General features: G+C 39.8%; 21 protein-coding genes, 1 tRNA gene, 3 rRNA genes and 1 other RNA gene. 2 read left to right on the top strand and 24 right to left on the bottom strand.

All coding sequences use genetic code 11. The annotated features are described in order from the left end of the window. Positions 1 to 90: 90 nt before the first annotated feature. The 5 genes from rsmA to metG all read right to left on the bottom strand — a co-directional run bounded on the left by rsmA (position 91) and on the right by metG (position 6,201). Positions 91 to 972, bottom strand: coding sequence for a 16S rRNA (adenine(1518)-N(6)/adenine(1519)-N(6))-dimethyltransferase RsmA (gene rsmA / locus AB9L17_RS00375; RefSeq protein WP_068986582.1), 882 nt, complete (start codon positions 970 to 972; stop codon positions 91 to 93). Then, positions 965 to 1,531, bottom strand: a complete 567-nt coding sequence (rnmV, locus tag AB9L17_RS00370) for a ribonuclease M5 (RefSeq protein WP_223556235.1) — start codon at positions 1,529 to 1,531, stop codon at positions 965 to 967. The genes rsmA and rnmV overlap by 8 nt, the downstream gene beginning before the upstream one ends. Before the next feature lie 307 nt (positions 1,532 to 1,838). After that, positions 1,839 to 3,050: a G5 and 3D domain-containing protein gene (locus tag AB9L17_RS00365; RefSeq protein ID WP_068986580.1), complete on the bottom strand. Its 1,212-nt coding sequence runs from the start codon at positions 3,048 to 3,050 to the stop codon at positions 1,839 to 1,841. Positions 3,051 to 3,185: 135 nt separating this feature from the next. Beyond that, a complete protein-coding gene (locus AB9L17_RS00360; protein WP_068986579.1) occupies positions 3,186 to 3,956 on the bottom strand; it encodes a TatD family hydrolase in 771 nt (256 codons plus the stop codon). A 253-nt stretch (positions 3,957 to 4,209) separates the two neighbouring features. Then, on the bottom strand, positions 4,210 to 6,201 hold the full coding sequence (gene metG, locus AB9L17_RS00355; RefSeq protein WP_263297593.1) for a methionine--tRNA ligase: 1,992 nt from the start codon (positions 6,199 to 6,201) through the stop codon (positions 4,210 to 4,212). A gap of 456 nt (positions 6,202 to 6,657) precedes the next feature. On the opposite strand from metG, the gene AB9L17_RS00350 reads away from it, so the two are divergent. Further along, positions 6,658 to 6,942, top strand: a complete 285-nt coding sequence (locus AB9L17_RS00350) for an AbrB/MazE/SpoVT family DNA-binding domain-containing protein (RefSeq protein ID WP_175401828.1) — start codon at positions 6,658 to 6,660, stop codon at positions 6,940 to 6,942. 347 nt (positions 6,943 to 7,289) lie between these two features. Here AB9L17_RS00350 and rsmI read toward each other — a convergent pair whose 3' ends face one another. The 19 genes from rsmI to ffs all read right to left on the bottom strand — a co-directional run bounded on the left by rsmI (position 7,290) and on the right by ffs (position 24,357). Continuing rightward, entirely contained in the window at positions 7,290 to 8,162 is an 873-nt protein-coding gene (gene rsmI / locus AB9L17_RS00345) for a 16S rRNA (cytidine(1402)-2'-O)-methyltransferase (protein WP_068986576.1), read from the bottom strand. Then, the gene (locus tag AB9L17_RS00340) at positions 8,159 to 8,422 is read right to left on the bottom strand and encodes a GIY-YIG nuclease family protein (RefSeq protein WP_068986575.1); all 264 of its coding nucleotides are present in this window, start codon (positions 8,420 to 8,422) and stop codon (positions 8,159 to 8,161) included. Before AB9L17_RS00340 ends, rsmI begins: the two co-directional genes overlap by 4 nt. After that, on the bottom strand, positions 8,406 to 9,155 hold the full coding sequence (locus AB9L17_RS00335) for a tRNA1(Val) (adenine(37)-N6)-methyltransferase (protein WP_068986574.1): 750 nt from the start codon (positions 9,153 to 9,155) through the stop codon (positions 8,406 to 8,408). Before AB9L17_RS00335 ends, AB9L17_RS00340 begins: the two co-directional genes overlap by 17 nt. A 63-nt stretch (positions 9,156 to 9,218) precedes the next feature. Next, a complete protein-coding gene (gene yabA / locus AB9L17_RS00330; RefSeq protein WP_068986573.1) occupies positions 9,219 to 9,575 on the bottom strand; it encodes a DNA replication initiation control protein YabA in 357 nt (118 codons plus the stop codon). Between the two features lie 27 nt (positions 9,576 to 9,602). Continuing rightward, complete coding sequence (locus tag AB9L17_RS00325; RefSeq protein ID WP_068986572.1) at positions 9,603 to 10,418, bottom strand: PSP1 domain-containing protein; 816 nt, start codon at positions 10,416 to 10,418, stop codon at positions 9,603 to 9,605. Next, positions 10,411 to 11,415 carry a DNA polymerase III subunit delta' gene (gene holB, locus AB9L17_RS00320; RefSeq protein WP_068986571.1) on the bottom strand — a complete coding sequence of 335 codons (1,005 nt, stop codon included), beginning with the start codon at positions 11,413 to 11,415 and terminating at the stop codon, positions 10,411 to 10,413. Before holB ends, AB9L17_RS00325 begins: the two co-directional genes overlap by 8 nt. A 187-nt stretch (positions 11,416 to 11,602) precedes the next feature. Beyond that, positions 11,603 to 12,043 carry a YaaR family protein gene (locus AB9L17_RS00315; protein ID WP_068986570.1) on the bottom strand — a complete coding sequence of 147 codons (441 nt, stop codon included), beginning with the start codon at positions 12,041 to 12,043 and terminating at the stop codon, positions 11,603 to 11,605. Between the two features lie 87 nt (positions 12,044 to 12,130). Further along, on the bottom strand, positions 12,131 to 12,460 hold the full coding sequence (locus tag AB9L17_RS00310; protein WP_010857007.1) for a cyclic-di-AMP receptor: 330 nt from the start codon (positions 12,458 to 12,460) through the stop codon (positions 12,131 to 12,133). A 228-nt stretch (positions 12,461 to 12,688) separates the two neighbouring features. Beyond that, complete coding sequence (gene tmk / locus AB9L17_RS00305; protein ID WP_068986569.1) at positions 12,689 to 13,318, bottom strand: dTMP kinase; 630 nt, start codon at positions 13,316 to 13,318, stop codon at positions 12,689 to 12,691. Between the two features lie 17 nt (positions 13,319 to 13,335). Further along, positions 13,336 to 14,760, bottom strand: a complete 1,425-nt coding sequence (locus AB9L17_RS00300; RefSeq protein WP_068986568.1) for an aminotransferase class I/II-fold pyridoxal phosphate-dependent enzyme — start codon at positions 14,758 to 14,760, stop codon at positions 13,336 to 13,338. Positions 14,761 to 15,277: 517 nt separating this feature from the next. After that, positions 15,278 to 15,393, bottom strand: a 5S ribosomal RNA gene (rrf, locus tag AB9L17_RS00295). Between the two features lie 186 nt (positions 15,394 to 15,579). Then, positions 15,580 to 18,507: ribosomal RNA gene (locus tag AB9L17_RS00290) — 23S ribosomal RNA — on the bottom strand. A 181-nt stretch (positions 18,508 to 18,688) separates the two neighbouring features. Continuing rightward, positions 18,689 to 20,240 (bottom strand): 16S ribosomal RNA (locus AB9L17_RS00285). Together the 16S, 23S and 5S rRNA genes form the textbook arrangement of a ribosomal RNA operon. Positions 20,241 to 20,528: 288 nt before the next feature. Continuing rightward, entirely contained in the window at positions 20,529 to 20,801 is a 273-nt protein-coding gene (locus tag AB9L17_RS00280; RefSeq protein WP_068986795.1) for a pro-sigmaK processing inhibitor BofA family protein, read from the bottom strand. A 107-nt stretch (positions 20,802 to 20,908) separates the two neighbouring features. Continuing rightward, the gene (locus AB9L17_RS00275) at positions 20,909 to 21,124 is read right to left on the bottom strand and encodes a YaaL family protein (protein WP_068986796.1); all 216 of its coding nucleotides are present in this window, start codon (positions 21,122 to 21,124) and stop codon (positions 20,909 to 20,911) included. Between the two features lie 13 nt (positions 21,125 to 21,137). After that, positions 21,138 to 21,734, bottom strand: coding sequence for a recombination mediator RecR (gene recR, locus AB9L17_RS00270; RefSeq protein WP_068986797.1), 597 nt, complete (start codon positions 21,732 to 21,734; stop codon positions 21,138 to 21,140). A gap of 11 nt (positions 21,735 to 21,745) precedes the next feature. After that, positions 21,746 to 22,060 carry a YbaB/EbfC family nucleoid-associated protein gene (locus tag AB9L17_RS00265; RefSeq protein WP_053593603.1) on the bottom strand — a complete coding sequence of 105 codons (315 nt, stop codon included), beginning with the start codon at positions 22,058 to 22,060 and terminating at the stop codon, positions 21,746 to 21,748. Between the two features lie 21 nt (positions 22,061 to 22,081). Further along, entirely contained in the window at positions 22,082 to 23,869 is a 1,788-nt protein-coding gene (gene dnaX, locus AB9L17_RS00260) for a DNA polymerase III subunit gamma/tau (RefSeq protein ID WP_068986798.1), read from the bottom strand. A gap of 220 nt (positions 23,870 to 24,089) precedes the next feature. Beyond that, an RNA gene (gene ffs, locus AB9L17_RS00255) (signal recognition particle sRNA large type) lies at positions 24,090 to 24,357 on the bottom strand. 182 nt (positions 24,358 to 24,539) lie between these two features. Here ffs and AB9L17_RS00250 point away from each other — a divergent pair. Then, positions 24,540 to 24,632: transfer RNA gene (locus AB9L17_RS00250), tRNA-Ser, on the top strand. Positions 24,633 to 24,706 lie beyond the last annotated feature (74 nt).

The raw sequence follows: 24,706 nt of genomic DNA, 5'->3' as shown, positions 1-24,706 counted from the left end.
TTTATCAGCCTACAATAAATATTGTCAACTTATTTTTTATGAAAAAAATTATTTTTTTTACGTAAACTCAAAAAAATTAACAAAAAAGCTTTACTTTGCAAACGTTGGATATAGTGCATCTGCCAATTTCCCAAACTCTTGTATAGTAAGTGTTTCTCCTCGACGTGTTGGTTCAACATTTACTGCAGTTAAGGCCTCCATAATTTTCTCCTTATGTTCCTTTCCATTCGGTAAACTTGATTGCAAATTATTAAAAATCGTTTTTCGACGCTGTACGAACGACGCTCGAGTTACCACAAATAAGAAGTCCTCATCAATTACCTTTACCGGAGGCTCATCATGTTTAATAAGACGGATTACCGCAGAATCTACATTTGGCTGTGGCATGAAAACAGTCTTCGGTACTGTCATAGCTATATCAGCCTTTACATAGTATTGGATCGCAATTGATAAAGAACCGTACTCCTTCGTTCCAGGTTTAGCCGTAATACGTTCCGCTACCTCTTTTTGCATCATGACCACAAAGCCACGAATTGGCAAACGATCATTGAGCAATTTCATTAAAATCGGTGTCGTCACATAATAAGGTAAATTTGCTACAACCATAATATCTTCAATTCCCGGCATCTCTTCATTAATTACCTTCTCAACATCGGCCTTTAAAATATCTGAATGTACAATAGTAACATTGTTATATGGACTAAGTGTATCTTCTAATACAGGTAATAAGCGCTGATCAATTTCAAAAGATACAACCTTTTTGGCACTTCTTGCTAAATGCTCTGTTAATGCTCCAATGCCAGGACCAACTTCGATTGCACCACTATTCTCAGTTAAATTTGCATGGCTAACAATATTACGTAATATATTCGGATCTATTAAAAAATTTTGACCTAAACTTTTTTTAAATGAAAATCCATATTTCTTTAAAATCTCTTGTGTTCTAATTGGTGTTGCAATATCCTTATGCATTGTTTTCCTCCTGATCTAACTGTGCGACGGCCGCACCAAATTGCTTTTCTGTAATTTGAAACATTTTCAATCTTTTATGAAGTTGTTTACCGTTTGTTGCACCAATATTCAAAATCTCTCCAAGGCGATCACGACGATTTTTTGCCTGTTGATGGCCAATCAAACGTGCTGTCATTAAATCCTCCAGAGTAATATCATCGATGATGCACTCAACACTATTTGGGGTATAGACATGTCGTAATGCCTCTCGTATATCCTCATCTGCTGCATGCTCAATGCCTAGTCCTTTACCGTTTTTTGCAATTGTTTTAGCTTTTGGTAAAAAAGCGTGTTTCACTCCTTTTACACGCTCCTCGATAATGGCACGAATCCGACGACCTGGATAATCTGGATCAGTAAAAACAATAACGCCTCTTTTATCCTGTGCATGTTGAATTCGCTTGAGTGTCTCCTCTGAAATAGCCGATCCATTTGTTTCTATTGTATCTGCCTGTGTAGCCCGCTTAATAGCTGTTGTATCATCTTTTCCTTCAACAACAATAATTTCTTTTATTTGCAAAAAGGCTCCTCTTTTCTACCTTATCTTCAGACCATTTTACAACTGCACTGTACGATTGTACAGAAATACACGGTCGTTCACCTTCTTATATAATACTCTTTACTTGAATTGAGTATTGTTGTTCATCAATTTCGCGCAGACTTATTGCCTCTGTCGCTACAGCTTACCTTATGTAAATTTAATTTAGTTACGATTCATTCTCTAGAACATAAAAATGACTAAAAAAAGATAAAAAAGCTTTCCTGCCAGTCAAAACAGGAAAGCTACTAATTAGCGAAAAAACATATTGATTAATTTTACAATTTTTTTAATTTAATACTTTTATACGCACTTTCCTAACTCCCCAATTGCTAGCTTGGGCTTCAGTTTGTACAAGTATGTCGATCTTATTACCTTTAATTGCACCACCAGTATCTCCTGCTATAGCCGTTCCATAGCCTTCAACCCAAACTTTTGAGCCCAGCTTAATAACAGATGGGTCTACTGCGATTACCTTCAATCCAGAGCTTGAGCGCAAATTAATGCCAGTGGCAGATGTACCCGAGCAACCATTACAATAAGGTGTATAGGCTGTTGCCGTTACATAAAATTCTTTACCGCTAGCTGGCTCTTTTGAACCACGTGATACAGTTGCAGCACTTGCTACTACAGATTTAGTACCTACTGCTACCACTTGTTTCTTTGGTTCTTTTACAACTTTTTCAGATTGTAGATTTTTTGCTACAACTTTGCCATTTTCCTTCACGACTTCATACGTTCGGGTAATTACGCCTTCCTGGCCAGCTGTTACAACTTTTTGTTTTCCCTTTTGTAATGAAGCATCCTGCTTCTTTTCAATTGCGAAATCTAAAGAGTCTTCCACTACATCGATAACCTTTTCTACGCGAACTACTGTGATTTTACTTCCCGGAGTGATTACGTCCTTCAGGTTATTCTCGACACGATCGAATTCATTTAGCTGAATTCCCTGTTGTTTTAAAAAGTTAGCGACCGTAGTCGAAGTGGACCATACTTGTCTTTTGTTTACACCATCGACAAGCGTTACTTGAAACGCTTTTTGAATATCAATTTTGTTATCTGCTCCTACTTCTGTATCTAGACCTCGTGCTAATGAGTCATGCTCTGATACTTCGATATTTGCTTCTTTCAAAATGTCTTTCACTTGTGTTTCAGTTGTCCAAACTTTTGACTGATTTCCATCAACTGAAATAGTTACTTCTTTTGCCTGTTCCCATGTAATTGCTAAACCATTTGCAATTTTGGTATTCAGAGAGGGTGATATTTTGTCATGCTCTGCTACGTCTATATTTTGATCTTGTAATAATTGTTCTACAGTTTTGGCATGTGTTACTACGTTGATTATTTCCCCGTTTGCATCAAGCGTTACGGTTTTTTTAGTAACTTGATAAAGTACAAATGAAATTACAGTTACAAACAGGACAAGTGAAATAATGCTTATCACTGTTTGCTTACTCCTCAATGATCCTAAGAACAAGTTTTTCATGGAATTATTTGACATGAAAAAACGCCTCCTTAATACAAAGTTGGATTATACGGACTAGTTTTGGCACTGTCAACCCGAATGTTTTGAAAAAGAAATTTGACCTTGCCTTTTCACCCAACCACAAACCCAGCATTGGAGGCGTCTCAGCTACTAAATGTCAATCCCAAAAAATTTTTTCGCATTTGCTGTTGTGACCTGTGCAACATCCTCAACGTTTAACCCTTTTAAACGAGCAATTTCTTCTGCAACTAATGGCACTAATGCTGGCTCATTACGCTTTCCTCGATATGGATGAGGCGCTAAATAAGGAGCATCTGTTTCAATCATCAAATGCTCTAACGATATTTCTGTCGCTACTTCCTTTGGCATACGTGCATTTTTAAATGTTACTGGCCCACCAAGACTAATCATAAAATTCATAGCAATACATTCACGTGCTGTTTCCACGCTACCACTATAACAATGCATCACGCCCCCCACAGATGCTGCATTTTCTTCACGTAAAATTTGTACAACATCTTTTGTTGCATCCCTGTTATGAATAATGATTGGTAAATTTAACTTTTGCGCTAAATGGATTTGCTTGCGGAAAAGTGCTTGTTGAACATCCTTTGGGGATTTATCCCAATAGTAGTCCAACCCAGTTTCACCAATACCAACTATTTTTGGATGTGCTGCTAATTCCTCAATCCAATTTAATTCCTCTTGCGTACAATCAATCGCATCTACTGGGTGCCACCCTATGACACCGTAAACAAAATCATATTGTTCAACCAATTGCATTGTTTTTTCAATGGTTTTACGGTCAAAACCAACAACAACCATTGTCTCTACTTTTGCTTCAAGAGCTCTATCAATAACCTCTTGTAAGTCTTCTTCATACTGATCAGCGTTTAAGTGTACATGTGTATCAATGAACATCGTCATTCTCCTAACATAGATTTTATTAAAAATTATTATTTCATATTTTGCGTAAGTATTACAATTTTGTTACAGACAATTTGGTATTATGACATTACCCGTAACCTTAGGCACCAAATTTGTCACTATATACCTAATGAAACTCACCATTTACTGCACATAAGTTATTTCAAGATAATAAAATACTCATTTTTTAAACAGATTTTAAAAGCCTGCTGAACTTTTTGCATTCAGCAGGCCTTCCTAAAATTTTTTACTTTACTTTCGCACCATTCTCTAGTTTTGGATCAACAGATGCTAATTTTAAAATTCCATCTTTTTCACCGGCTAGAATCATTCCTTGTGATAATTCGCCACGTAATTTAACTGGTTTTAAGTTAGTGACTACAATTACTTTTTGACCTATTAATTCATCTGGTGAATAGAACTTTGCAATGCCTGAAACTACTTGTCGTTGCTCATATCCAAGATTCACTTGAAGCTTTAATAATTTGTCTGCTTTCGGAATAGTTTCACATGCTGTTACAGTAGCTACACGTAAATCTACTTTCATAAAATCATCAATTGTAATTTCAGGGATTTCTGGAATTTCTACTGACTTTTGCTCATCTTTCGACTCTTCTTCTTGTGGAGTTTTCACTGAACCGCGCATTTCCTCACGAATATACGCAATTTCAACTTCACTCTCTAAACGAGGAAAAATAGGAATTCCTTTTTCTACCACTTTAATGTTTGCCGGAATAATATTGCCGAATGTTTCAATTGTTTCCCATGCTAAGAATTTGTCATCCAAGCCTAATTGTTCAAGAATTCGTTTAGGTGTAGATGTCATAAACGGTTGTAACATGACAGCAATTTGATGTAAGCTTTCCGCCAAATTTCGCATAACGGCGCCTAATTTTGGTTTATCCGATTCCTCTTTTGCTAGGACCCACGGTTGAGTTTCATCTATATATTTATTTGTTCTCGACACAAGTGTCCATAAGTCAGCTAATACGACACTAAATTGCATTTTTTCCATACTTTCTTCATATTTAATACGAACAGATTCAGCCTGCTCTTTCAAAGCTGCATCAAACTCTGTCGATTGAAGATTTTCAGCTGGAATAATGCCGTCGAAATATTTGTTTATCATTGATATTGTACGATTCAGTAAATTTCCTAAATCGTTTGCTAAGTCGAAGTTTGTACGTTCAACAAAAGATTCTGGCGAGAATACACCATCAGAGCCAAATGGTAGCTCACGCAATAGGAAATATCGAGTCGCATCTAAGCCATAACGTTCTATTAGCATTTCAGGATAGATAACATTGCCCTTTGATTTCGACATTTTACCGTCCTTCATCATTATGAAACCATGTGCAAACACTTTTTTAGGAAGTGGTAAATCTAGTGCCATTAAGAAAATTGGCCAATAAATAGTATGGAAGCGAACGATATCTTTTCCAACCACATGTACGTCTGCCGGCCAATATTTATTGAATAGTGTTTCATCCTCTGATAGATAGCCTAATGATGTAATATAGTTAGTTAAGGCATCTACCCACACATAAATCACATGTTTAGGGTCTCCTGGAACTTTAATTCCCCAATCAAATGATGTTCTTGAAACAGATAGATCTTCTAGTCCTGGTTTAATAAAGTTGTTAATCATTTCATTTTTTCGAGATTCCGGCTCAATGAAGTCAAGGTTTTCTTCATAATAAGCTAATAGACGATCTGCGTATTTCTTCATATTAAAGAAGTATGATTCTTCTTTAACTTTGTGTACCGGACGACCACAGTCTGGACAGTTACCATCTACTAATTGTGTTTCAGTAAAGAATGATTCACATGGTGTACAGTACGAACCTTCATACTCACCTTTATAAATATCATTATTGTCTAAAAACTTTTGGAAAATCTTTTCGACAGCTTTCGTATGACGCTCTTGCGTTGTTTGTATAAAGTCATCGTATGAAATATCCATTAATGCCCATAGTCTTTTCGCAGAATCCGCAATTTCATTCACATAATCTTGAGGATGTTTGCCCGCTTCCGCAGCTTTTTCTTGAATTTTTTGTCCATGCTCATCCATCCCAGTTAAAAAACGTACATCATAACCACGTAAACGTTTATAACGTGCAATCGTATCTGATGCTACAGTTGTATACGCTGTACCAATATGAAATTTTCCACTTGGGTAGTAAATAGGGGTTGTTATATAGAATGTTTTATTTTGTTCGTTCACAAGAACTGCCTCCATTGTTTCACAGTATACTATCTATTCTATCGAAGTACGAAATTCGTTTCAACTTCTTTCAGCGGGTGTCCCAACACCCGCTGAAAGAAGTTAAAGCCTCCGGAGGATATCACGGAATCGGAAAGGAGCTCTTTGTACAAGCACAAAGCCTATTCCAGACACAATTATGCCGAGACATAATTGATTGAAAGTTTCTCGTACGCGAAAAATGTCGAATAATATAGGAATCCATTTAATGTATTATATAAGAAGCTTTTTTACTATAAATAAAAATATATAATAAAAACCTTTTAAAAAAACCAAAATATCTGTTTTCTTCTCAAAAATTTTTTCAAAGCAATAATATTAGTGTATTAATTAATTGACGTTTATGGCATTACTTGGTATGATAACTATCAGACAAAGAAATTATGTCGAAATTTGACGAAACACCAATATATATTTAACATTAGGAGGAAAATAATTATGAAATCAACAGGAATCGTTCGTAAAGTCGATGAATTAGGTCGTGTAGTAATTCCAATCGAACTACGTCGTACATTAGGTATTGCAGAAAAAGACGCTTTAGAAATCTATGTGGATGATGACAAAATCATCTTAAAAAAATATATGCCTAACATGACATGTGCTGTAACTGGTGAAGTTTCTGATGATAACTTCCGTCTAGTTGGTGGCAAATTAATTTTAAGTCCTGAAGGCGCAGAAATGTTAGTGAAAGAAATTCAAACTAACTTAAAAAAATAATTTGTTATACACCTAAATTGAGAACAGCAATTTAGGTGTTTTGATTTTATAAAATATAATATAACCAATTATTAAGTCCCTTATAATGTCCATGTCAGACCTTTCATGATTAAGGGTACTATTTTTTACAATTATTATCAATTAAAATATTGGCTTATCACTATAACATGGGGTGATTTTCGTTCCTTAATCACTAATCCCCAAAGGGTCGACCAACCCCACTCCAATTAACTTATATAGGATGCGTTTTAACAAATGTCATACCGAACTGATGTTGATGATGTGCCACCTATTTGAATAGATATACAAAAAAGAGGTGCCGATATGAAGGCAACCTCTTTTTTACATTAACTATGATATTCATTATAGACGTCTCGCTTCGCTACTTGACGTAATTTTGCTACTTCCTTTATAGCTTCTTTCGATGTAACACCTGTATGATTAATAATATAATCGACATGATCAATAACAGACATGGTCATCCAATATGTTTCTTCATTATTTTCTTCCTCGGCATTTTCGTTTCCTTCAAGGACAATACAAAATTCCCCTCGGATTTCCTCTGTTTGTGACCATTCCACTGCTTCAGCTAATGTACCACGTAAAAACTCCTCGAATTTTTTTGTTAACTCACGAGCTAATACAATTCGACGATTCCCAAGAATAGCTTCCATATCTTTTAAGGTTTCCTTTAATCGATGAGGAGCCTCATAAAACAAAATGGTTTCCTGACGTTTTTTGAGTTGCTCTAATTGTTGTCGACGTTCCTTTTTTCCTCGGTTCAAAAATCCATAAAAGAAAAAGGGTTGTGGCGTTAACCCAGAAGCAATTAATGCTGATATTGCTGCATTGGGACCTGGCACTGGAACAACTGGGAAGTCTTGATCGATTGCTTTTTCTACTATATCTGCACCAGGATCAGAAATACAAGGTAAACCAGCATCACTAACTAACGCAACGGTTTTTCCTTCACGTAATAGGGCTAACAGCTTCTCTCCACCCACCGCTAAATTATGTTCATGATAGCTTATAAGTGGTGTTTCTATATTAAAGTAGTTGCATAACTTCTTTGTATTACGCGTATCCTCGGCTGCAATAATATCTGCTTCCTTTAAAATACGTAGTGCACGCACACTCATATCCTCTAGATTCCCAATAGGTGTTGCAACTAGATATAAACACCCTGTATGATCATGTATTGTACTTTTCTGAGATTTCATGACCCATCTCTCCCTATATATTTTATTTTTTGCGTTCGCGTTAGCTGTTTAAAAGCATATTCTGCTCGCATCGCCTCAGGTTTTGTATCGAATTCCTCTACATAAATACATTGCACTGGTCCTCGTGCTCTCGTATATTTTGCTCCTTTACCAGCATTGTGTACAGCGACACGCCTATCTACATTATTTGTATAGCCTGCGTATAAGGATTGATCGGCACATTCTAGCACATAAAAATAATGACTATTGTTCTTTTCCATAAAGGATTTCTCTCACTTCTGCTGTATATTCATTGTTAGCATCATAGACATACAGGGGAGGCAATATTTTCAAATCAGGTTTACCGTCCTTAATTCCTTCTATTAATAGTGTATTGGCTTCCTTACCTTCTTTTGGATAAATAAATTGCATTCGTTTAGGCTCTAAACGATTTGCCCGCATTGCCGTAACAATATCTAATAATCGACCAGGTCGATGAACAAAGGCTGCCTTTCCACCTTGCTTTAATAATTTGCTTGCTGATTGTATCGATTCCTCTAACGTTAAATATAGTTCATGACGTGCAATAGCGTAATGTTCACTTAGATTTTTATCACTAGCTTCATGTGCTAAAAAATATGGTGGATTACAGGTTACAGTATCATATTTTTCGATCCCAAGCTTCTTAGGAATTTCCTTCACATCACCAAGAACCATATCAATTTGCTCTTCTAACTTATTGTAACGGATACTTCGTTCAGCCATATCAAATAAGCGTGGTTGAATCTCTACTCCTGTAATATGTCCTTTTGTTCTGGCACTTAGAAAAAGCGGAATTACACCATTACCTGAACATAAATCAACAATTTTCCCTTTATGATATGGGACATTGACAAATTTCGAAAGTAGTACTGCATCTAATGAAAACGAAAAGACAGAGGGACTTTGAATAATACGTAAATTCTCAGCCAATAAATAGTCTAACCGTTCGTCATCCTTTAACCAATCTTCCATGTTTCTTCCTCCTACTATACAAAACAAAAGACTGACACCACCATAGTGGGAATCAGTCTTCTATTACACATTTTGTTTATTTAAAAATGATAGACAAAACAGACAGTCTTCGCCTTTCCTTGAACTTCCAAAATGAACATGACAAACATGGAAGCCTTCTTGGTATAGACGTGCTAGGTTATCATAGCCTTCGCCAATATCTAACGAATTCCCTTTCTTCTCAACAATAGCTTGTACAGTATTTTCATTAGAAAGTAGTTCTTCTAGACGTGTACGAAGGTGATGATTTTCTGTTTCGAGTGCCTTATGTTCTTCCATCATTAACGCTACAAATTGTTTCAATGCACCAAATTGCTCCTGCATTGCTTCGAGCTGTTGTTCGAACTCCATAACGGTATCTAAGAAATTACGGTCCTTCACCCAAGCCACCTCGTTCAATTCTCTATCTTATATAAGATTTTTTTCGTATGCTAGCAGTTCTTCTAGTGTATATTCGACTGTGCGCTCCTGCTCTTGTAAATATACTTGAATAAGTCTTTCCAGTACATTTAAACCTACAACTTTACCGCGGCCATCTGGTGTCATCGTCATTTCACCAATATCTGGCATACCTTCTTTTGCTTCCTCATATTCATCATTTTCATACTTCAAGCAGCACATTAAACGGCCGCAAAGACCTGAAATTTTGGATGGATTTAAAGATAAGTTTTGATCTTTAGCCATTTTAATAGAAACCGGCTCAAAATCGCCTAAAAAAGTTGAGCAGCAAAGCATTCGGCCACATGGACCAATACCACCTAACAACTTCGCCTCATCACGTACGCCAATTTGACGAAGTTCGATACGTGTTCTAAAAACGGAAGCTAAATCTTTTACTAAATCTCTGAAATCGACGCGTCCTTCAGCCGTAAAATAAAAGATAATTTTATTACGATCAAATGTATATTCAACATCTACGAGCTTCATTTCTAAACTATGCTCTATGATTTTTGTACTTGCTAATTCAAATGCGCGCTTTGATTCGGCAGCATTTTCTTCTACTTGAATACGATCACGTTCATCCGCTGGTCGTAGAACTTGCTTAAGTGGTAATACAACATCATTATCCCCAACAACCTTTTGAGGGACAACTACTTTACCATATTCCACACCGCGAGCTGTCTCTACAATGACATATTGACTGTCTTCTAGTAGATATGATGCTGGATCAAAATAATATATTTTACCCGCTTTTTTAAAGCGGATCCCCACTACATTATACAAATGTATATCCCTCCTGCAGATTTAGCATTAACTGCTCCATCATTAACGTCCTATTCATGTTACGCTGTAAAGATGCGCGTGCCTGTAAAATTGACTCCATTTGACTAGATAGACGTTCATAAGTCGAATGTAACGCAGCTTCTTTAAATGTTTGTAACATGTCTGGGTAAGTACAAGATGCTTCGGGATTAGCTTTTATTGACACTATATCACGGTAAGCAAATAGCAGTAAATCCAATGCCTGCTCCATCTCGCCTTTTTCTTTAAACAGCGGCAACCATTCTTCATGTACAACAAGCATTGCTTCATGTACATTCTGACGAATTGCCTCTACTAATTTTAACACTGTTTTTCGAGCATGTGCAAACTGCTCATCATTTGCTAAAAATATCGCTGTTTCGAGCTCGTTCGTCATCATGCTCACTGTAGAAGCCATCGAATAAGAAATATTTTGATCTTGCAAATGCTTTAACAATATATGTCGAGGCATTTTTTGAAATTTAATATGCTGGCAGCGAGAGCGAATCGTTGGTAATATTGACTGCATTTGCTCCGTTAGTAAAATCGCAGTTACCTCACCATCTGGTTCCTCTAAAAATTTTAGTATCATGTTTGCAGATGCAATATTGAGACGATCTGCATGATGAAGTACATAAATCTTACGTCCCTCTTCAACGCCCATCATTTTCATCTCAGCAATTAATTCACGTATTTGATCAATTTTTATGAATTGACCCTCTGGATAAATTTGATGAATATTTGGATGATTGCCTGAATCGACACGTCTGCAATTTCGACATGTTTCACATGGAACATTTTGATTTGGTTGCTCACATAGCATTAATTTGACAAAAAACTGCATAATATCTACTTTGCCTGTCCCTTTTTCTCCATCAAAAATGTATGCATGCGCTAATCTATTTTTGTCAAAAATCGTTTGAAGCTGCTTCATTACGACTGGCTGTAGTGTGAATAGCTCTTCAACATTCTTGGCCATATATTTAAATTCCTTCCTATAACAATTGCTCACTTTTAGTACAGAAATATCTGCTTTTTAGTGTAGATAGATTAGTTACATATTAGTTTCATGTCATTCACAAGTAATTCCTTACCTAGTGTTGTAAACATGACTGCTGAATAGATTTGAAAAAAGCCCGCGCCTACAAGAGAACAAGACACGGGTTTTACATATATAAATTAATTAATAGGCCTTTAATCTCACCGATTTTATCAAGAAGGTCAATTGCTTCTTTTTCTTCATCTAAAATATCTTGCGCAAGCTCCACAAGACGCGTATCAATGGTTTCAATAATTTTTAAGCGTCTTCCTTCACCAAAACGATTCCATGTATGTGATTGCTTTAACTCCATACCATGCTCTACTGTTTCTTGTAAAAATCGTTTAACAAGCATTTTAAAACGAGCAAGTTCTCGTAAATTACGTGATCTTGCAACACGGTCACCCGCGGTAGATATATCTCCTAGCAACCTTGTAAGTTGTTCAGTTTGCAGTTTGGTTCCTTGCTTGACGACCATATCTCCAAATCGGTTATTTTGATTATTGTTATGCAGTGGCTCTTTACGATTAGTATTTAACCCGACACGTATATCTTGATTGATCTTCAAGCTGTTTTCGCCCCCACTTGCTTTCTTTATCAAATACGGAAAAGCTAATTTATAATGTGTTTACGTTATATTTAACATGGCAATAATTTAAAAATGGTGAAACTGTTCAATTGGTAATACAAACACAGTTGCTCCCCCTACCTCCACCTCCACAGGATAAGGTATATAGGAATCTGCATTTCCACCTAATGGTGAAACAGGTGCAACCATTTGTTCTCGTGCTCGACAATTATCACGAATTATATCTAAAACTTTGGGTATGAGAGAGTCTTCCGTCCCAATAAGAAACGTCGTATTTCCTGAGCGTAAAAATCCTCCTGTGCTCGCTAACTTAGTTGCACGAAACTGATTTTTCGTTAAAGCATTCGATAAACGGCTGCTATCCTGATCTTGAACTACAGCTACGACTAACTTCATTCGCACTCACCCCTTTTATAAAATTCACCTAAATAAATTTTAACTACCTTTTTTAATACAGTAGCATCTACGGGAAATGTTTATCATATTTAATAAGCGTTATAGAGCCAAATCAAATATGCAACGGAGACTTTATCTTCAGTCAGTTGGTGTCCAAATATCGCCTGAATGAAGATAAAACAATAGATGTTACCATTATATCACAATGTGGTGAACAACTTCATGTTTTTACTGCATTACTTCATATAATAATGACCATACATCTTCAACTACACGATCAATATTTTGGTCTGCATTGACGACATATATACGCTTAGGATAACGCTCCACTAACTGTAAATACCCTTCCCGAACCTTCTTATGAAAAGCTAAACTTTCAACATCTAAACGATTTACTTCTCGCTCTCCGTGGGCATGAATCCGGGCTAAGCCAACCTCTGGAGCAAGATCAAATAATATTGTCATATCAGGTAACTTCTTACCGATTGCAAACTCATTAATAGATAATACTTCATCGACGCCAATACCGCGTGCATATCCTTGGTATGCTAAAGATGAATCAATAAAGCGATCACAAATAACCATTTTACCAGCATCCAAAGCAGGTCGTACTTTTTCAAAATAATGCTGACTTCTCGCCGCTGCATATAGTAATGCCTCTGTACGTTCATCCATGGCAGTATGAGCAGGGTCTAAAATAATCGTCCTAATTTTTTCAGCAATCTCAATACCACCAGGTTCTCTCGTTGCTAAAACATCAATATTTTCTTGTGCAAGTCGCTCAGCTATTTTTTGAATAACTGTTGTTTTTCCAGCACCTTCTGGACCTTCAAATGTAATAAATAAATTGCAATTCATGCTGTTATTGCCTCCAACTATTTAATGACCTCTATCATTTTTTCTTCTAAACGGTGATTTCCTTGAAACGTCGCACCAGTAGCTAGTAATTCCTCAAGTTGACTCAACTTTGCTACTGTTATTTTTTCGCCCGGAACAAGCAATGGAATACCAGGTGGATACGGAATAATCATACTTGCGGAGATACGCCCCATCGTACGCATATACGGCAACCATTCTTTTTCCGCTCCTTCAACTTCATCAAATGTATAAGCGGGTTCCGTAATAGCTACAAAATTGTAGGTTGTTTGAGAAGCAGTTATTATTTCTACCATTGGCGTGCTCAATAACAATGTTATTGCATCCTTAATACGGACACGAATTTCTGCAAATGGATAGCTATGACCCTGTTTCAACAACGGTAGCACAAGCAATACTTGATTTGCATCTGCTAGCTCTGCGTAAACATGCTTTGCTTCTAATGCCTCTTGTAATTGAAAGCCACTATAGCCATCAACGCGGAGTAATAATTTTATTGGATCATCTACTTCAATAACTTCCAAAGAACCAATAGCCCGTAATGCCTCTATCCATTGATTCCTTTTTTCTATTATATATGCACCGTCACTCTCCATATATGTCTGTACATAATAGCGTGCATCATCTAAAGAAGCTAATAAGAGATAGGATGGACTACTAGATTGTAGCATCCGTAAATAATGATTTACTTTGTCGACATTGATGAAGTCTGAATTGACATGCATAAAGGATGCCATTGTCATTGCAGGCAATGTTTTATGTGCTGACTGTACTACGATATCAGCACCATATGTCAATGATGACGGTTGGAATAAAGTACACGCACTAAAATGAGCTCCATGTGCTTCATCCACCAAAACAGGAATACCTTTTTCATGACAATACGCAATCTGCTGCTCTATTTCTTTAGATGTCACACCATAGTAAGTAGGGTATGTTAAAACTACTGCACGAGCCTCTGGGAAATAATCAACAGCTTCTTTTAAATCTCTATAAGAAACATGTGTTGCAGTTAATGTTCGTTCATCCCAAAGTGGCGAAACAAATACAGGCTTTGCTCCAACAAGCTCAATTGCATGAAAGATAGACTTATGTGCATTACGTTGGACAATAATTGTATCACCTTTTTTACATGTGGCATAAATCATGGCTAAATTACCAACTGTCGATCCACCTACTAAAAAGAAACTCTTCATCGCCCCATATGTATCTGCCAACAAGTTTTCTGCTTCTAATATCATTTCCTCTGGATGATGTAGGTCATCAAGACCCGATAATTCAGTTACATCATAGCGCATTACATCTTTAAATGCCTGAGGAAGATGTGACAGTTCTCCATGCTTATGCCCTGGTACATGAAAGGAAATATTTTGTTGTAGTCGAAAGCGCTCTAACCCTTCTACAATTGGCTTTTTCTTTTGCAAAACAAAACACCCATTTCCGTTATATTCTTATTTAATTATACGAAATTATAGCATGATAAAAAAGCTATCCTAGCAAATTGGGTAGCTCCGCTCTACAAAGATTATTCTTCAAATAACTATGCAAGTTATTCTCGTCTCCTCATTTATACTATTTAGTGGCCTTTGCCGCCATTTCTTGTACTAGATGTTCTACTAATTTAACTTGATCATTATTTGATTCCAAGCACTTGAAACAGCCTTTGAGATGAATAATACCGAAATCCCCTTGAAATACCCAAATTATATCTTGTACACTTGGAAATTCATGATGTAAATAACCCTGTATTAGAATAGCTCATTCCTCTTTATTTTCAATAAATTCCTGTAACCTTACTTTTTCAATTCAAATATCTTCACTATGTAACCCCTTTTTTGCTAATTTAAATCAATTAAATTGCAACATTTTTCAGGGTTTAGGTATTTGTCGAGCTCTTGAAAGCAAACAAAAAAGCCACTGATTTCTCAGTGGCTGCTGTTTGCCTAGCGACGTCCTACTCTCACAGGGGGAAGCCCCCAACTACCATCGGCGCTAAAGAGCTTAACTTCCGTGTTCGGTATGGGAACGGGTGTGACCTCTTTGCCATCATCACTAGACTATTTTCGACCTCCAATACACGGCGTATTACTGCGTCAGCTTTTCTCGCTCAATCGGTCACGTACAGAGGTACGCTCCCTCATTCACTCGTTTGCTTCCTTGTACTACTCGTATCTTGAAACCCTTATATGAAAGGTTTTGTTCTTTCAAAACTGGATAAACGTGCATTGAATGTTTCAAACATTTTGGTTAAGTCCTCGATCGATTAGTATTCGTCAGCTCCATGTGTCACCACACTTCCACCTCGAACCTATCTACCTCATCGTCTTTGAGGGATCTTACTTACTTGCGTAATGGGAAATCTCATCTTGAGGGGGGCTTCATGCTTAGATGCTTTCAGCACTTATCCCGTCCACACATAGCTACCCAGCGATGCCTTTGGCAAGACAACTGGTACACCAGCGGTGTGTCCATCCCGGTCCTCTCGTACTAAGGACAGCTCCTCTCAAATTTCCTACGCCCACGACGGATAGGGACCGAACTGTCTCACGACGTTCTGAACCCAGCTCGCGTACCGCTTTAATGGGCGAACAGCCCAACCCTTGGGACCGACTACAGCCCCAGGATGCGATGAGCCGACATCGAGGTGCCAAACCTCCCCGTCGATGTGGACTCTTGGGGGAGATAAGCCTGTTATCCCCGGGGTAGCTTTTATCCGTTGAGCGATGGCCCTTCCATGCGGAACCACCGGATCACTAAGCCCGTCTTTCGACCCTGCTCGACTTGTAGGTCTCGCAGTCAAGCTCCCTTGTGCCTTTACACTCTACGAATGATTTCCAACCATTCTGAGGGAACCTTTGGGCGCCTCCGTTACCTTTTAGGAGGCGACCGCCCCAGTCAAACTGTCCGCCTGACACTGTCTCCTGCCCCGCTAAGGGGCATGGGTTAGAATTTCAATACAACCAGGGTAGTATCCCACCGACGCCTCCTTCGAAGCTGGCGCTCCGAGATCTCTGGCTCCTACCTATCCTGTACAAGTTGTACCAAAATTCAATATCAGGCTACAGTAAAGCTCCACGGGGTCTTTCCGTCCTGTCGCGGGTAACCTGCATCTTCACAGGTACTATAATTTCACCGAGTCTCTCGTTGAGACAGTGCCCAGATCGTTACGCCTTTCGTGCGGGTCGGAACTTACCCGACAAGGAATTTCGCTACCTTAGGACCGTTATAGTTACGGCCGCCGTTTACTGGGGCTTCAATTCGCAGCTTCGCTTGCGCTAACCACTCCTCTTAACCTTCCAGCACCGGGCAGGCGTCAGCCCCTATACGTCACCTTACGGTTTTGCAGAGACCTGTGTTTTTGCTAAACAGTCGCCTGGGCCTATTCACTGCGGCTCTCATGCGCTTGCACGCTCAAGAGCACCCCTTCTCCCGAAGTTACGGGGTCATTTTGCCGAGTTCCTTAACGAGAGTTCTCTCGCACACCTTAGGATTCTCTCCTCGACTACCTGTGTCGGTTTGCGGTACGGGCACCTCTCACCTCGATAGAGGCTTTTCTTGGCAGTGTGAAATCAGGAACTTCGTCCATACGGACTCGCCATCACAGCTCAACGTTACAGTGTGCGGATTTGCCTACACACACGCCTTACTGCTTGGACGCGCACAACCAACGGCGCGCTTACCCTATCCTACTGCGTCCCCCCATTTCTCAAACGGTGAGGAGGTGGTACAGGAATATCAACCTGTTGTCCATCGCCTACGCCTATCGGCCTCGGCTTAGGTCCCGACTAACCCTGAGCGGACGAGCCTTCCTCAGGAAACCTTAGTCATACGGTGGACGGGATTCTCACCCGTCTTTCGCTACTCATACCGGCATTCTCACTTCTAAGCGCTCCACCAGTCCTTCCGGTCTGACTTCAACGCACTTAGAACGCTCTCCTACCACTGACATCGTAGATGTCAATCCACAGCTTCGGTGAATCGTTTAGCCCCGATACATTTTCGGCGCAGCGTCACTCGACCAGTGAGCTATTACGCACTCTTTAAATGATGGCTGCTTCTAAGCCAACATCCTGGTTGTCTGTGCAACGCCACATCCTTTTCCACTTAACGATTACTTTGGGACCTTAGCTGGTGGTCTGGGCTGTTTCCCTTTTGACTACGGATCTTATCACTCGCAGTCTGACTCCCGTGTATAAATATCTGGCATTCGGAGTTTGTCTGAATTCGGTAAACCGGGATGGCCCCCTAGTCCAAACAGTGCTCTACCTCCAGTATTCTCATCACGAGGCTAGCCCTAAAGCTATTTCGGAGAGAACCAGCTATCTCCAAGTTCGATTGGAATTTCTCCGCTACCCACACCTCATCCCCGCACTTTTCAACGTGCGTGGGTTCGGGCCTCCAGTAAGTGTTACCTCACCTTCACCCTGGACATGGGTAGATCACCTGGTTTCGGGTCTACGACCACGTACTAATTCGCCCTATTCAGACTCGCTTTCGCTGCGGCTCCGCCTTCTAAAGCTTAACCTCGCACGTAATCGTAACTCGCCGGTTCATTCTACAAAAGGCACGCTATCACCCATTAACGGGCTCTAACTACTTGTAGGCACACGGTTTCAGGATCTCTTTCACTCCCCTTCCGGGGTGCTTTTCACCTTTCCCTCACGGTACTGGTTCACTATCGGTCACTAGGTAGTATTTAGCCTTGGGAGATGGTCCTCCCGGATTCCGACGGAATTTCACGTGTTCCGCCGTACTCAGGATCCACTCAGGAGAGAACGAACTTTCGACTACAGGGCTTTTACCTGCTCTGGCGGACCTTTCCAAGTCGCTTCATCTAACTCGCTCTTTTGTAACTCCGTATTGAGTGTCCTACAACCCCAAGAGGCAAGCCTCTTGGTTTGGGCTCTTCCCGTTTCGCTCGCCGCTACTCAGGGAATCGATTTTTCTTTCTCTTCCTCCAGGTACTTAGATGTTTCAGTTCCCTGGGTCTGCCTTCAAGACGCTATGTATTCACGTCAAGATACTACGCGATTAAACGTAGTGGGTTCCCCCATTCGGAAATCTCCGGATCAAAGCTCACTTACAGCTCCCCGAAGCATATCGGTGTTAGTGCCGTCCTTCTTCGGCTCCTAGTGCCAAGGCATTCGCCGTGCGCCCTTAATAACTTAACCAAGTTATTAAGCCTATAAAAAAACTTAAAAAATAAATGTGTTTGTTACAATTTCAATGTCGTTTTATCCAGTTTTCAAAGAACAAGTTTTGAAGTATTTCATTCAGAAGAATGAACCTTCAAAACTGAACGCAAAACGTAATCTTACAAACCCTAGGTTTGTATTCCGAAAATATCCTTAGAAAGGAGGTGATCCAGCCGCACCTTCCGATACGGCTACCTTGTTACGACTTCACCCCAATCATCTATCCCACCTTCGGCGGCTGGCTCCAAAAGGTTACCCCACCGACTTCGGGTGTTACAAACTCTCGTGGTGTGACGGGCGGTGTGTACAAGGCCCGGGAACGTATTCACCGCGGCATGCTGATCCGCGATTACTAGCGATTCCGGCTTCATGTAGGCGAGTTGCAGCCTACAATCCGAACTGAGAACGACTTTATCGGATTAGCTCCCTCTCGCGAGTTGGCAACCGTTTGTATCGTCCATTGTAGCACGTGTGTAGCCCAGGTCATAAGGGGCATGATGATTTGACGTCATCCCCACCTTCCTCCGGTTTGTCACCGGCAGTCACCTTAGAGTGCCCAACTAAATGATGGCAACTAAGATCAAGGGTTGCGCTCGTTGCGGGACTTAACCCAACATCTCACGACACGAGCTGACGACAACCATGCACCACCTGTCACCGTTGTCCCCGAAGGGAAAACCATATCTCTACAGTGGTCAACGGGATGTCAAGACCTGGTAAGGTTCTTCGCGTTGCTTCGAATTAAACCACATGCTCCACCGCTTGTGCGGGCCCCCGTCAATTCCTTTGAGTTTCAGTCTTGCGACCGTACTCCCCAGGCGGAGTGCTTAATGCGTTAGCTGCAGCACTAAGGGGCGGAAACCCCCTAACACTTAGCACTCATCGTTTACGGCGTGGACTACCAGGGTATCTAATCCTGTTTGCTCCCCACGCTTTCGCGCCTCAGCGTCAGTTACAGACCAGAAAGTCGCCTTCGCCACTGGTGTTCCTCCAAATCTCTACGCATTTCACCGCTACACTTGGAATTCCACTTTCCTCTTCTGCACTCAAGTCCCCCAGTTTCCAATGACCCTCCACGGTTGAGCCGTGGGCTTTCACATCAGACTTAAAGGACCGCCTGCGCGCGCTTTACGCCCAATAATTCCGGACAACGCTTGCCACCTACGTATTACCGCGGCTGCTGGCACGTAGTTAGCCGTGGCTTTCTAATAAGGTACCGTCAAGGTACAGCCAGTTACTACTGTACTTGTTCTTCCCTTACAACAGAGTTTTACGATCCGAAAACCTTCTTCACTCACGCGGCGTTGCTCCATCAGGCTTTCGCCCATTGTGGAAGATTCCCTACTGCTGCCTCCCGTAGGAGTCTGGGCCGTGTCTCAGTCCCAGTGTGGCCGATCACCCTCTCAGGTCGGCTACGCATCGTCGCCTTGGTGAGCCGTTACCTCACCAACTAGCTAATGCGCCGCGGGCCCATCTTATAGCGACAGCCGAAACCGTCTTTCAGTATTTCACCATGAAGTAAAATAGATTATTCGGTATTAGCCCCGGTTTCCCGGAGTTATCCCAAACTATAAGGTAGGTTGCCCACGTGTTACTCACCCGTCCGCCGCTAACGTCAAAGGAGCAAGCTCCTTCTCTGTTCGCTCGACTTGCATGTATTAGGCACGCCGCCAGCGTTCGTCCTGAGCCAGGATCAAACTCTCCATAAAAAGAAATTTGATTAGCTCAAATTGTTTTGCTGGCATCATGTTTGATGTCCAAATTTTTGTTTCGTTCACTAACTCAAGGTTAGCTACTAAAAACTTTATTGATTACGTTTTGCTTGTTCAGTTTTCAAGGTTCATTTTGTTACCGTTTCGCAACAGCAACTTTTATATAATAACATATCGTTAATCATGTGTCAACAACTAAATTCTTTGATTTAATTCATTTGTTTTTCAGCAGTTATCTTAACGACTCTTATTACTATACCACAATATTTTTGTATTGCAAGCATTTTATAAGAAAAATATTAAAGCAGTTATCCCTAGTACTCCCGGGATACCTAGTATCGCAATTGTTAGAACAGAAAATAGATTAATAGGTACATTATAGCCGGCATACCCCACGCCTAAATGAATAATAAATAATAGAAGAAAGGCAAAGGCAAATCTAAACCAAAAAACAGACATTCCTTCTAATATTTTTCCCATTTTAGCATGTCTTATTATTATATAAAGAAAAAGAAGCACTACAGGCACACAAAAACTCATAATTACGAACCCGGACACACGGTTTCCCCCTTAAAGTATATAATTACGAAAGTTTATGTTTCCTGTTTTGCTTCTATGAATATCAATTATGCCTCGGCATAATTACAGCCGGAGGCATTAACTTATTATTTAATTAATACTTTTCGAATTCTAGCTTCCTTGAATAAATAAAAATGTATACTCTCAGTTGCTTTTCGTTGAGCAATTACTTCTAGATCATAGTCATCTAGTAATTCTTCAATTATCTTTGCCTGCTGTAAATCCTCTTTTGTTTCTTTTATAAGATTTACAAGCTTGTCATCGAATTCTTTTTTTAATTTTCCCTTACTGCGGAAGAACATAGTAATCCCTCACTCACAATTCTCGGCGACCTTCCATTGCCTTCGATAACGTAACTTCATCTGCATACTCTAAATCCCCACCTACTGGTAGTCCATGAGCGATACGTGTTGTTCGAATGCCTGACGGCTTTACTAGACGAGAAATATACATAGCTGTTGCCTCGCCCTCGATAGTCGAATTCGTAGCTAAAATAAGCTCCTGAACAGTCTCATCATGCAAACGGACTAGCAGAGAAGAGACATTAATATCCTCTGGACCAATACCATCCATAGGTGAAATAGCTCCCTGTAATACATGATACATACCATTGAAATCGCGCATTTTTTCCATCGCAATCACATCTTTTGTATCTTGGACAACGCAAATAATAGAATGATCTCGTTGTTTGTCCGTACAAATATGACATGGATCTATATCAGTTATGTTGCCACACACAGAGCAGTAGCTTAAATTTCGTTTAGCATCAATTAATGCTTTTGAAAAAGATAAAACGTCATCCTCTTTCATCGTTAACACAAAAAACGCCAGACGAGCCGCGGTTTTCGGCCCGATACCTGGCAATTTCATAAAACTATCAATCAGTTTCGATATTGGTTCTGGGTAGTACATTTATTTACCTCCTAGAATGGAAGGTTCATGCCTTGAGTGAATTTACCCATAGTTGCATTCGTTTTTTCATCTACTTTTTTCAATGCTTCATTTGCAGCAACAACGATTAAATCTTGTAGCATTTCGATATCGTCTGGATCTACTACTGATGGATCAAGATTTACTTCTACGATTTCACGTTGACCAGTAACAGATACTTTTACCATACCGCCGCCAGCAGCACCTTCAAATTGTTCTGCATTTAAGGCCTCTTGAGCTTCCATCATTTCTTTTTGCATTTTTTGCATTTTTTTCATCATACCTTGCATATTTCCCATTCCACGCATAAACGTATTCCTCCTAAATGATTAATCTTCAACAATTTCAATAAAATCTTTACCAAACAGCTTTTCCGCTTCTGTCACAAGTGGATCTTGTGAAGCAAGTGGTTGTGCATCATCGATAAACGGCTCTTCTGGCATCTCTGCCGGTGGTGGCTCTAATAATTCCACTCCATCATTGCCCTCAGACTGAGATTTTTTCTGCTGCTGCAAGCCATGATCACGAACAAACTCTTCACGTAATTTTAACCAGGTTTCTTCAGGTGTACAAAGCATTTCATACATAGCACCAGTTTGCCCTGCAATTAATTGTGTAAAGTGCGCTTTTAGAGATTGATTATCGGCAACCATTTGACAATGAATATCATACTTGAATTTTAACACAAAAGCACTTGAAGATGCCGCTACAGGTTCAGCCTCCGCTAAAAGAGCTGATTGAGACTTCTGCATTTGACTTAACGCCTGTGCCCAAACCGATTTTATACGTTGCACATCTTGTTTGGTTGCATCCTTTAGCACCTCTTGAATACGCCCTGTTGGTGCTTTATAGCCATTCGGACTTTTAGCTCGTGGACGTTGCTCTTTTGGTGCTTGCGCCGTCTGCATCGGCGCACCGGCTTGTAATTGTGCTGACAGTTGTTGCACCATTTGTTCAAGTGCTACTATTTTTTGAGCAAGTTCAGGGCTCATAGTAGCTTCACCTGAAGTAATTGTTTGACTAAGTATCCCACCTGAAAACTGTACCATTTTAAGTAGTGCGGTTTCTAAGTAGATCTTTGTATGATGAGAGAATCGCATTTCTTGCTGCGTTTTCGCTAAAATATCAATGTAGCCATAGAGCAGATCGGGCGCAAAATCATGCGCTAATGTAAAAACCCGCTCCTCTGGTGATACGAGCTCTAATAATTCTGCTAAATCATCGCTCGTTTGCAGCAATAATAAGTCACGGAAAAATGTAATCAAATCCTCCGAAAGGCGAAGAGGATCTTTTCCATCCGCAATAAGCTGTTCTAATAACGCAAGCATTTGCGCAACATCTTTTACTTTTAGAGCTTCTGCTAATTCATAGAAAACATCCTGACTAATGGAACCAGTAACAAGTAGTGTATCCTCAAGCTTCAGCTTTTCTCCGCTGAAGGATACGACCTGATCTAATAAGCTTAAAGCATCACGCATACCACCAGCTGCTGATTGTGCGATCACCTTCAAACCCTGTTCCTCATATGGTAACTCTATATCCTCTAATACAACTTTCATGCGCTCAATAATATCATTGGTCGAAAGACGCTTGAAATCGAAGCGCTGGCAACGTGAAATAATCGTTGCAGGCAATTTGTGGGGCTCTGTCGTTGCTAAAATAAATACAGCATGAGAAGGTGGTTCTTCTAATGTCTTTAAAAGGGCATTGAAAGCGCTCGTAGAAAGCATATGCACTTCATCTATGATATACACTTTATATCTGCTACTTGCAGGAGCAAATCGAACTTTCTCAATAATGTCTCGTATTTCTTCAACGCGTGAATTAGACGCCGCGTCAAATTCAATAACATCTGGGTGTGAACCATCTGTAATACTTAAACAAGTAGCACATTCGTTACAAGGTTCGCTTGATGGTGCATGCTCACAGTTTAAAGCTTTTGCAAAAATTTTAGCAGTACTTGTTTTCCCAGTACCGCGTGGCCCTGAAAATAAATAAGCATGTGTTGTTTTATTCGCTAGGAGAGCATTTTGTAGCGTTCTTTTGACATGTGCTTGGCCAGACATTTCTCGAAATGATTGCGGTCGATACACACGGTAAAATGCTTGATACGTCAATGATTTCCTCTCCTCTTCTTTTTTAATTAGAATATTTCCATTATAACATTTGCCCCATTATTTATGAAATAGTGTTACTGTTTTTCACAAATTTAAGGTAATTCCCTCTACTTCAATAGAAGTAGAAAGTTCTAAGCTAGTTATTATTTTGCATAATTACTACATAAAAAAAACGCACCCGTCTATTGTAGACGGATGCGTTTGAATTGGCAATTTAATGCCGTGCACCTTTCTTCGACAGCCGCACATAAGCGTTACTCTTGTCGTTAGCTCAGATTAGGCAACCCCGCGGCACATGAATAAGACCACTTAATGCTGCTTCCTTCCGGACCTGACATGGTTCATGGGTATCCATTGCGCAGGACCCAATCGTCAACACTACGTGCAAAAGGCAGACCAAACAATACGGACAGCCTCGAAAAAGGAATTCAGTCTCGCTAGAGCGGATTGCGAGTTACAGGACACCGCTACCTTCCCACCTAGCACGGCAATAACTAGTATACTTACTGTTTTCATAAATTGCAACTTAATACACATAATATTTATATGGAATAATCTATCTTCAATGTAAATAAAGATTTTTTTAAAAAAACATAAAAATATGTTGACGTGAATTTAAAAACATGATAAATTAAGTTTTGTCGAAAAGACATGCAGTGCTATATATTATGGAGGTATACCCAAGTCTGGCTGAAGGGATCGGTCTTGAAAACCGACAGGCGGGTAACACCGCGCGGGGGTTCGAATCCCTCTACCTCCTCCATTTTTAAAAATTCCGACTACGAATGTAGCCGTTTTTTTTTGCCCCAAAATTGTATGTAAAAATTACTTTGATAC

The sequence above is a fragment of the Lysinibacillus sp. RS11 genome (assembly GCF_042019215.1).
GTDB lineage: Bacteria > Bacillota > Bacilli > Bacillales_A > Planococcaceae > Lysinibacillus > Lysinibacillus xylanilyticus_A.
The sequence above is the reverse complement of the archived record's forward strand: the minus strand, read 5'-3'. Positions and strand labels throughout refer to the sequence as shown.

Bases quoted from the DNA above. Each gene is read 5' to 3' on its own strand.
- rsmA (WP_068986582.1), bottom strand. From the start codon at position 972: ATGCATAAGGATATTGCAACACCAATTAGAACACAAGAGATTTTAAAG.
- AB9L17_RS00360 (WP_068986579.1), bottom strand. From the start codon at position 3,956: ATGTTCATTGATACACATGTACACTTAAACGCTGATCAGTATGAAGAA.
- AB9L17_RS00310 (WP_010857007.1), bottom strand. From the start codon at position 12,460: ATGAAGTTAGTCGTAGCTGTAGTTCAAGATCAGGATAGCAGCCGTTTA.
- AB9L17_RS00335 (WP_068986574.1), bottom strand. From the start codon at position 9,155: ATGGAAGATTGGTTAAAGGATGACGAACGGTTAGACTATTTATTGGCT.
- rsmI (WP_068986576.1), bottom strand. From the start codon at position 8,162: ATGAAATCTCAGAAAAGTACAATACATGATCATACAGGGTGTTTATAT.
- AB9L17_RS00265 (WP_053593603.1), bottom strand. From the start codon at position 22,060: ATGCGTGGAATGGGAAATATGCAAGGTATGATGAAAAAAATGCAAAAA.
- AB9L17_RS00340 (WP_068986575.1), bottom strand. From the start codon at position 8,422: ATGGAAAAGAACAATAGTCATTATTTTTATGTGCTAGAATGTGCCGAT.
- metG (WP_263297593.1), bottom strand. From the start codon at position 6,201: ATGGAGGCAGTTCTTGTGAACGAACAAAATAAAACATTCTATATAACA.
- holB (WP_068986571.1), bottom strand. From the start codon at position 11,415: ATGGCCAAGAATGTTGAAGAGCTATTCACACTACAGCCAGTCGTAATG.
- AB9L17_RS00365 (WP_068986580.1), bottom strand. From the start codon at position 3,050: ATGTCAAATAATTCCATGAAAAACTTGTTCTTAGGATCATTGAGGAGT.
- recR (WP_068986797.1), bottom strand. From the start codon at position 21,734: ATGTACTACCCAGAACCAATATCGAAACTGATTGATAGTTTTATGAAA.
- tmk (WP_068986569.1), bottom strand. From the start codon at position 13,318: ATGAATTGCAATTTATTTATTACATTTGAAGGTCCAGAAGGTGCTGGA.
- AB9L17_RS00275 (WP_068986796.1), bottom strand. From the start codon at position 21,124: ATGTTCTTCCGCAGTAAGGGAAAATTAAAAAAAGAATTCGATGACAAG.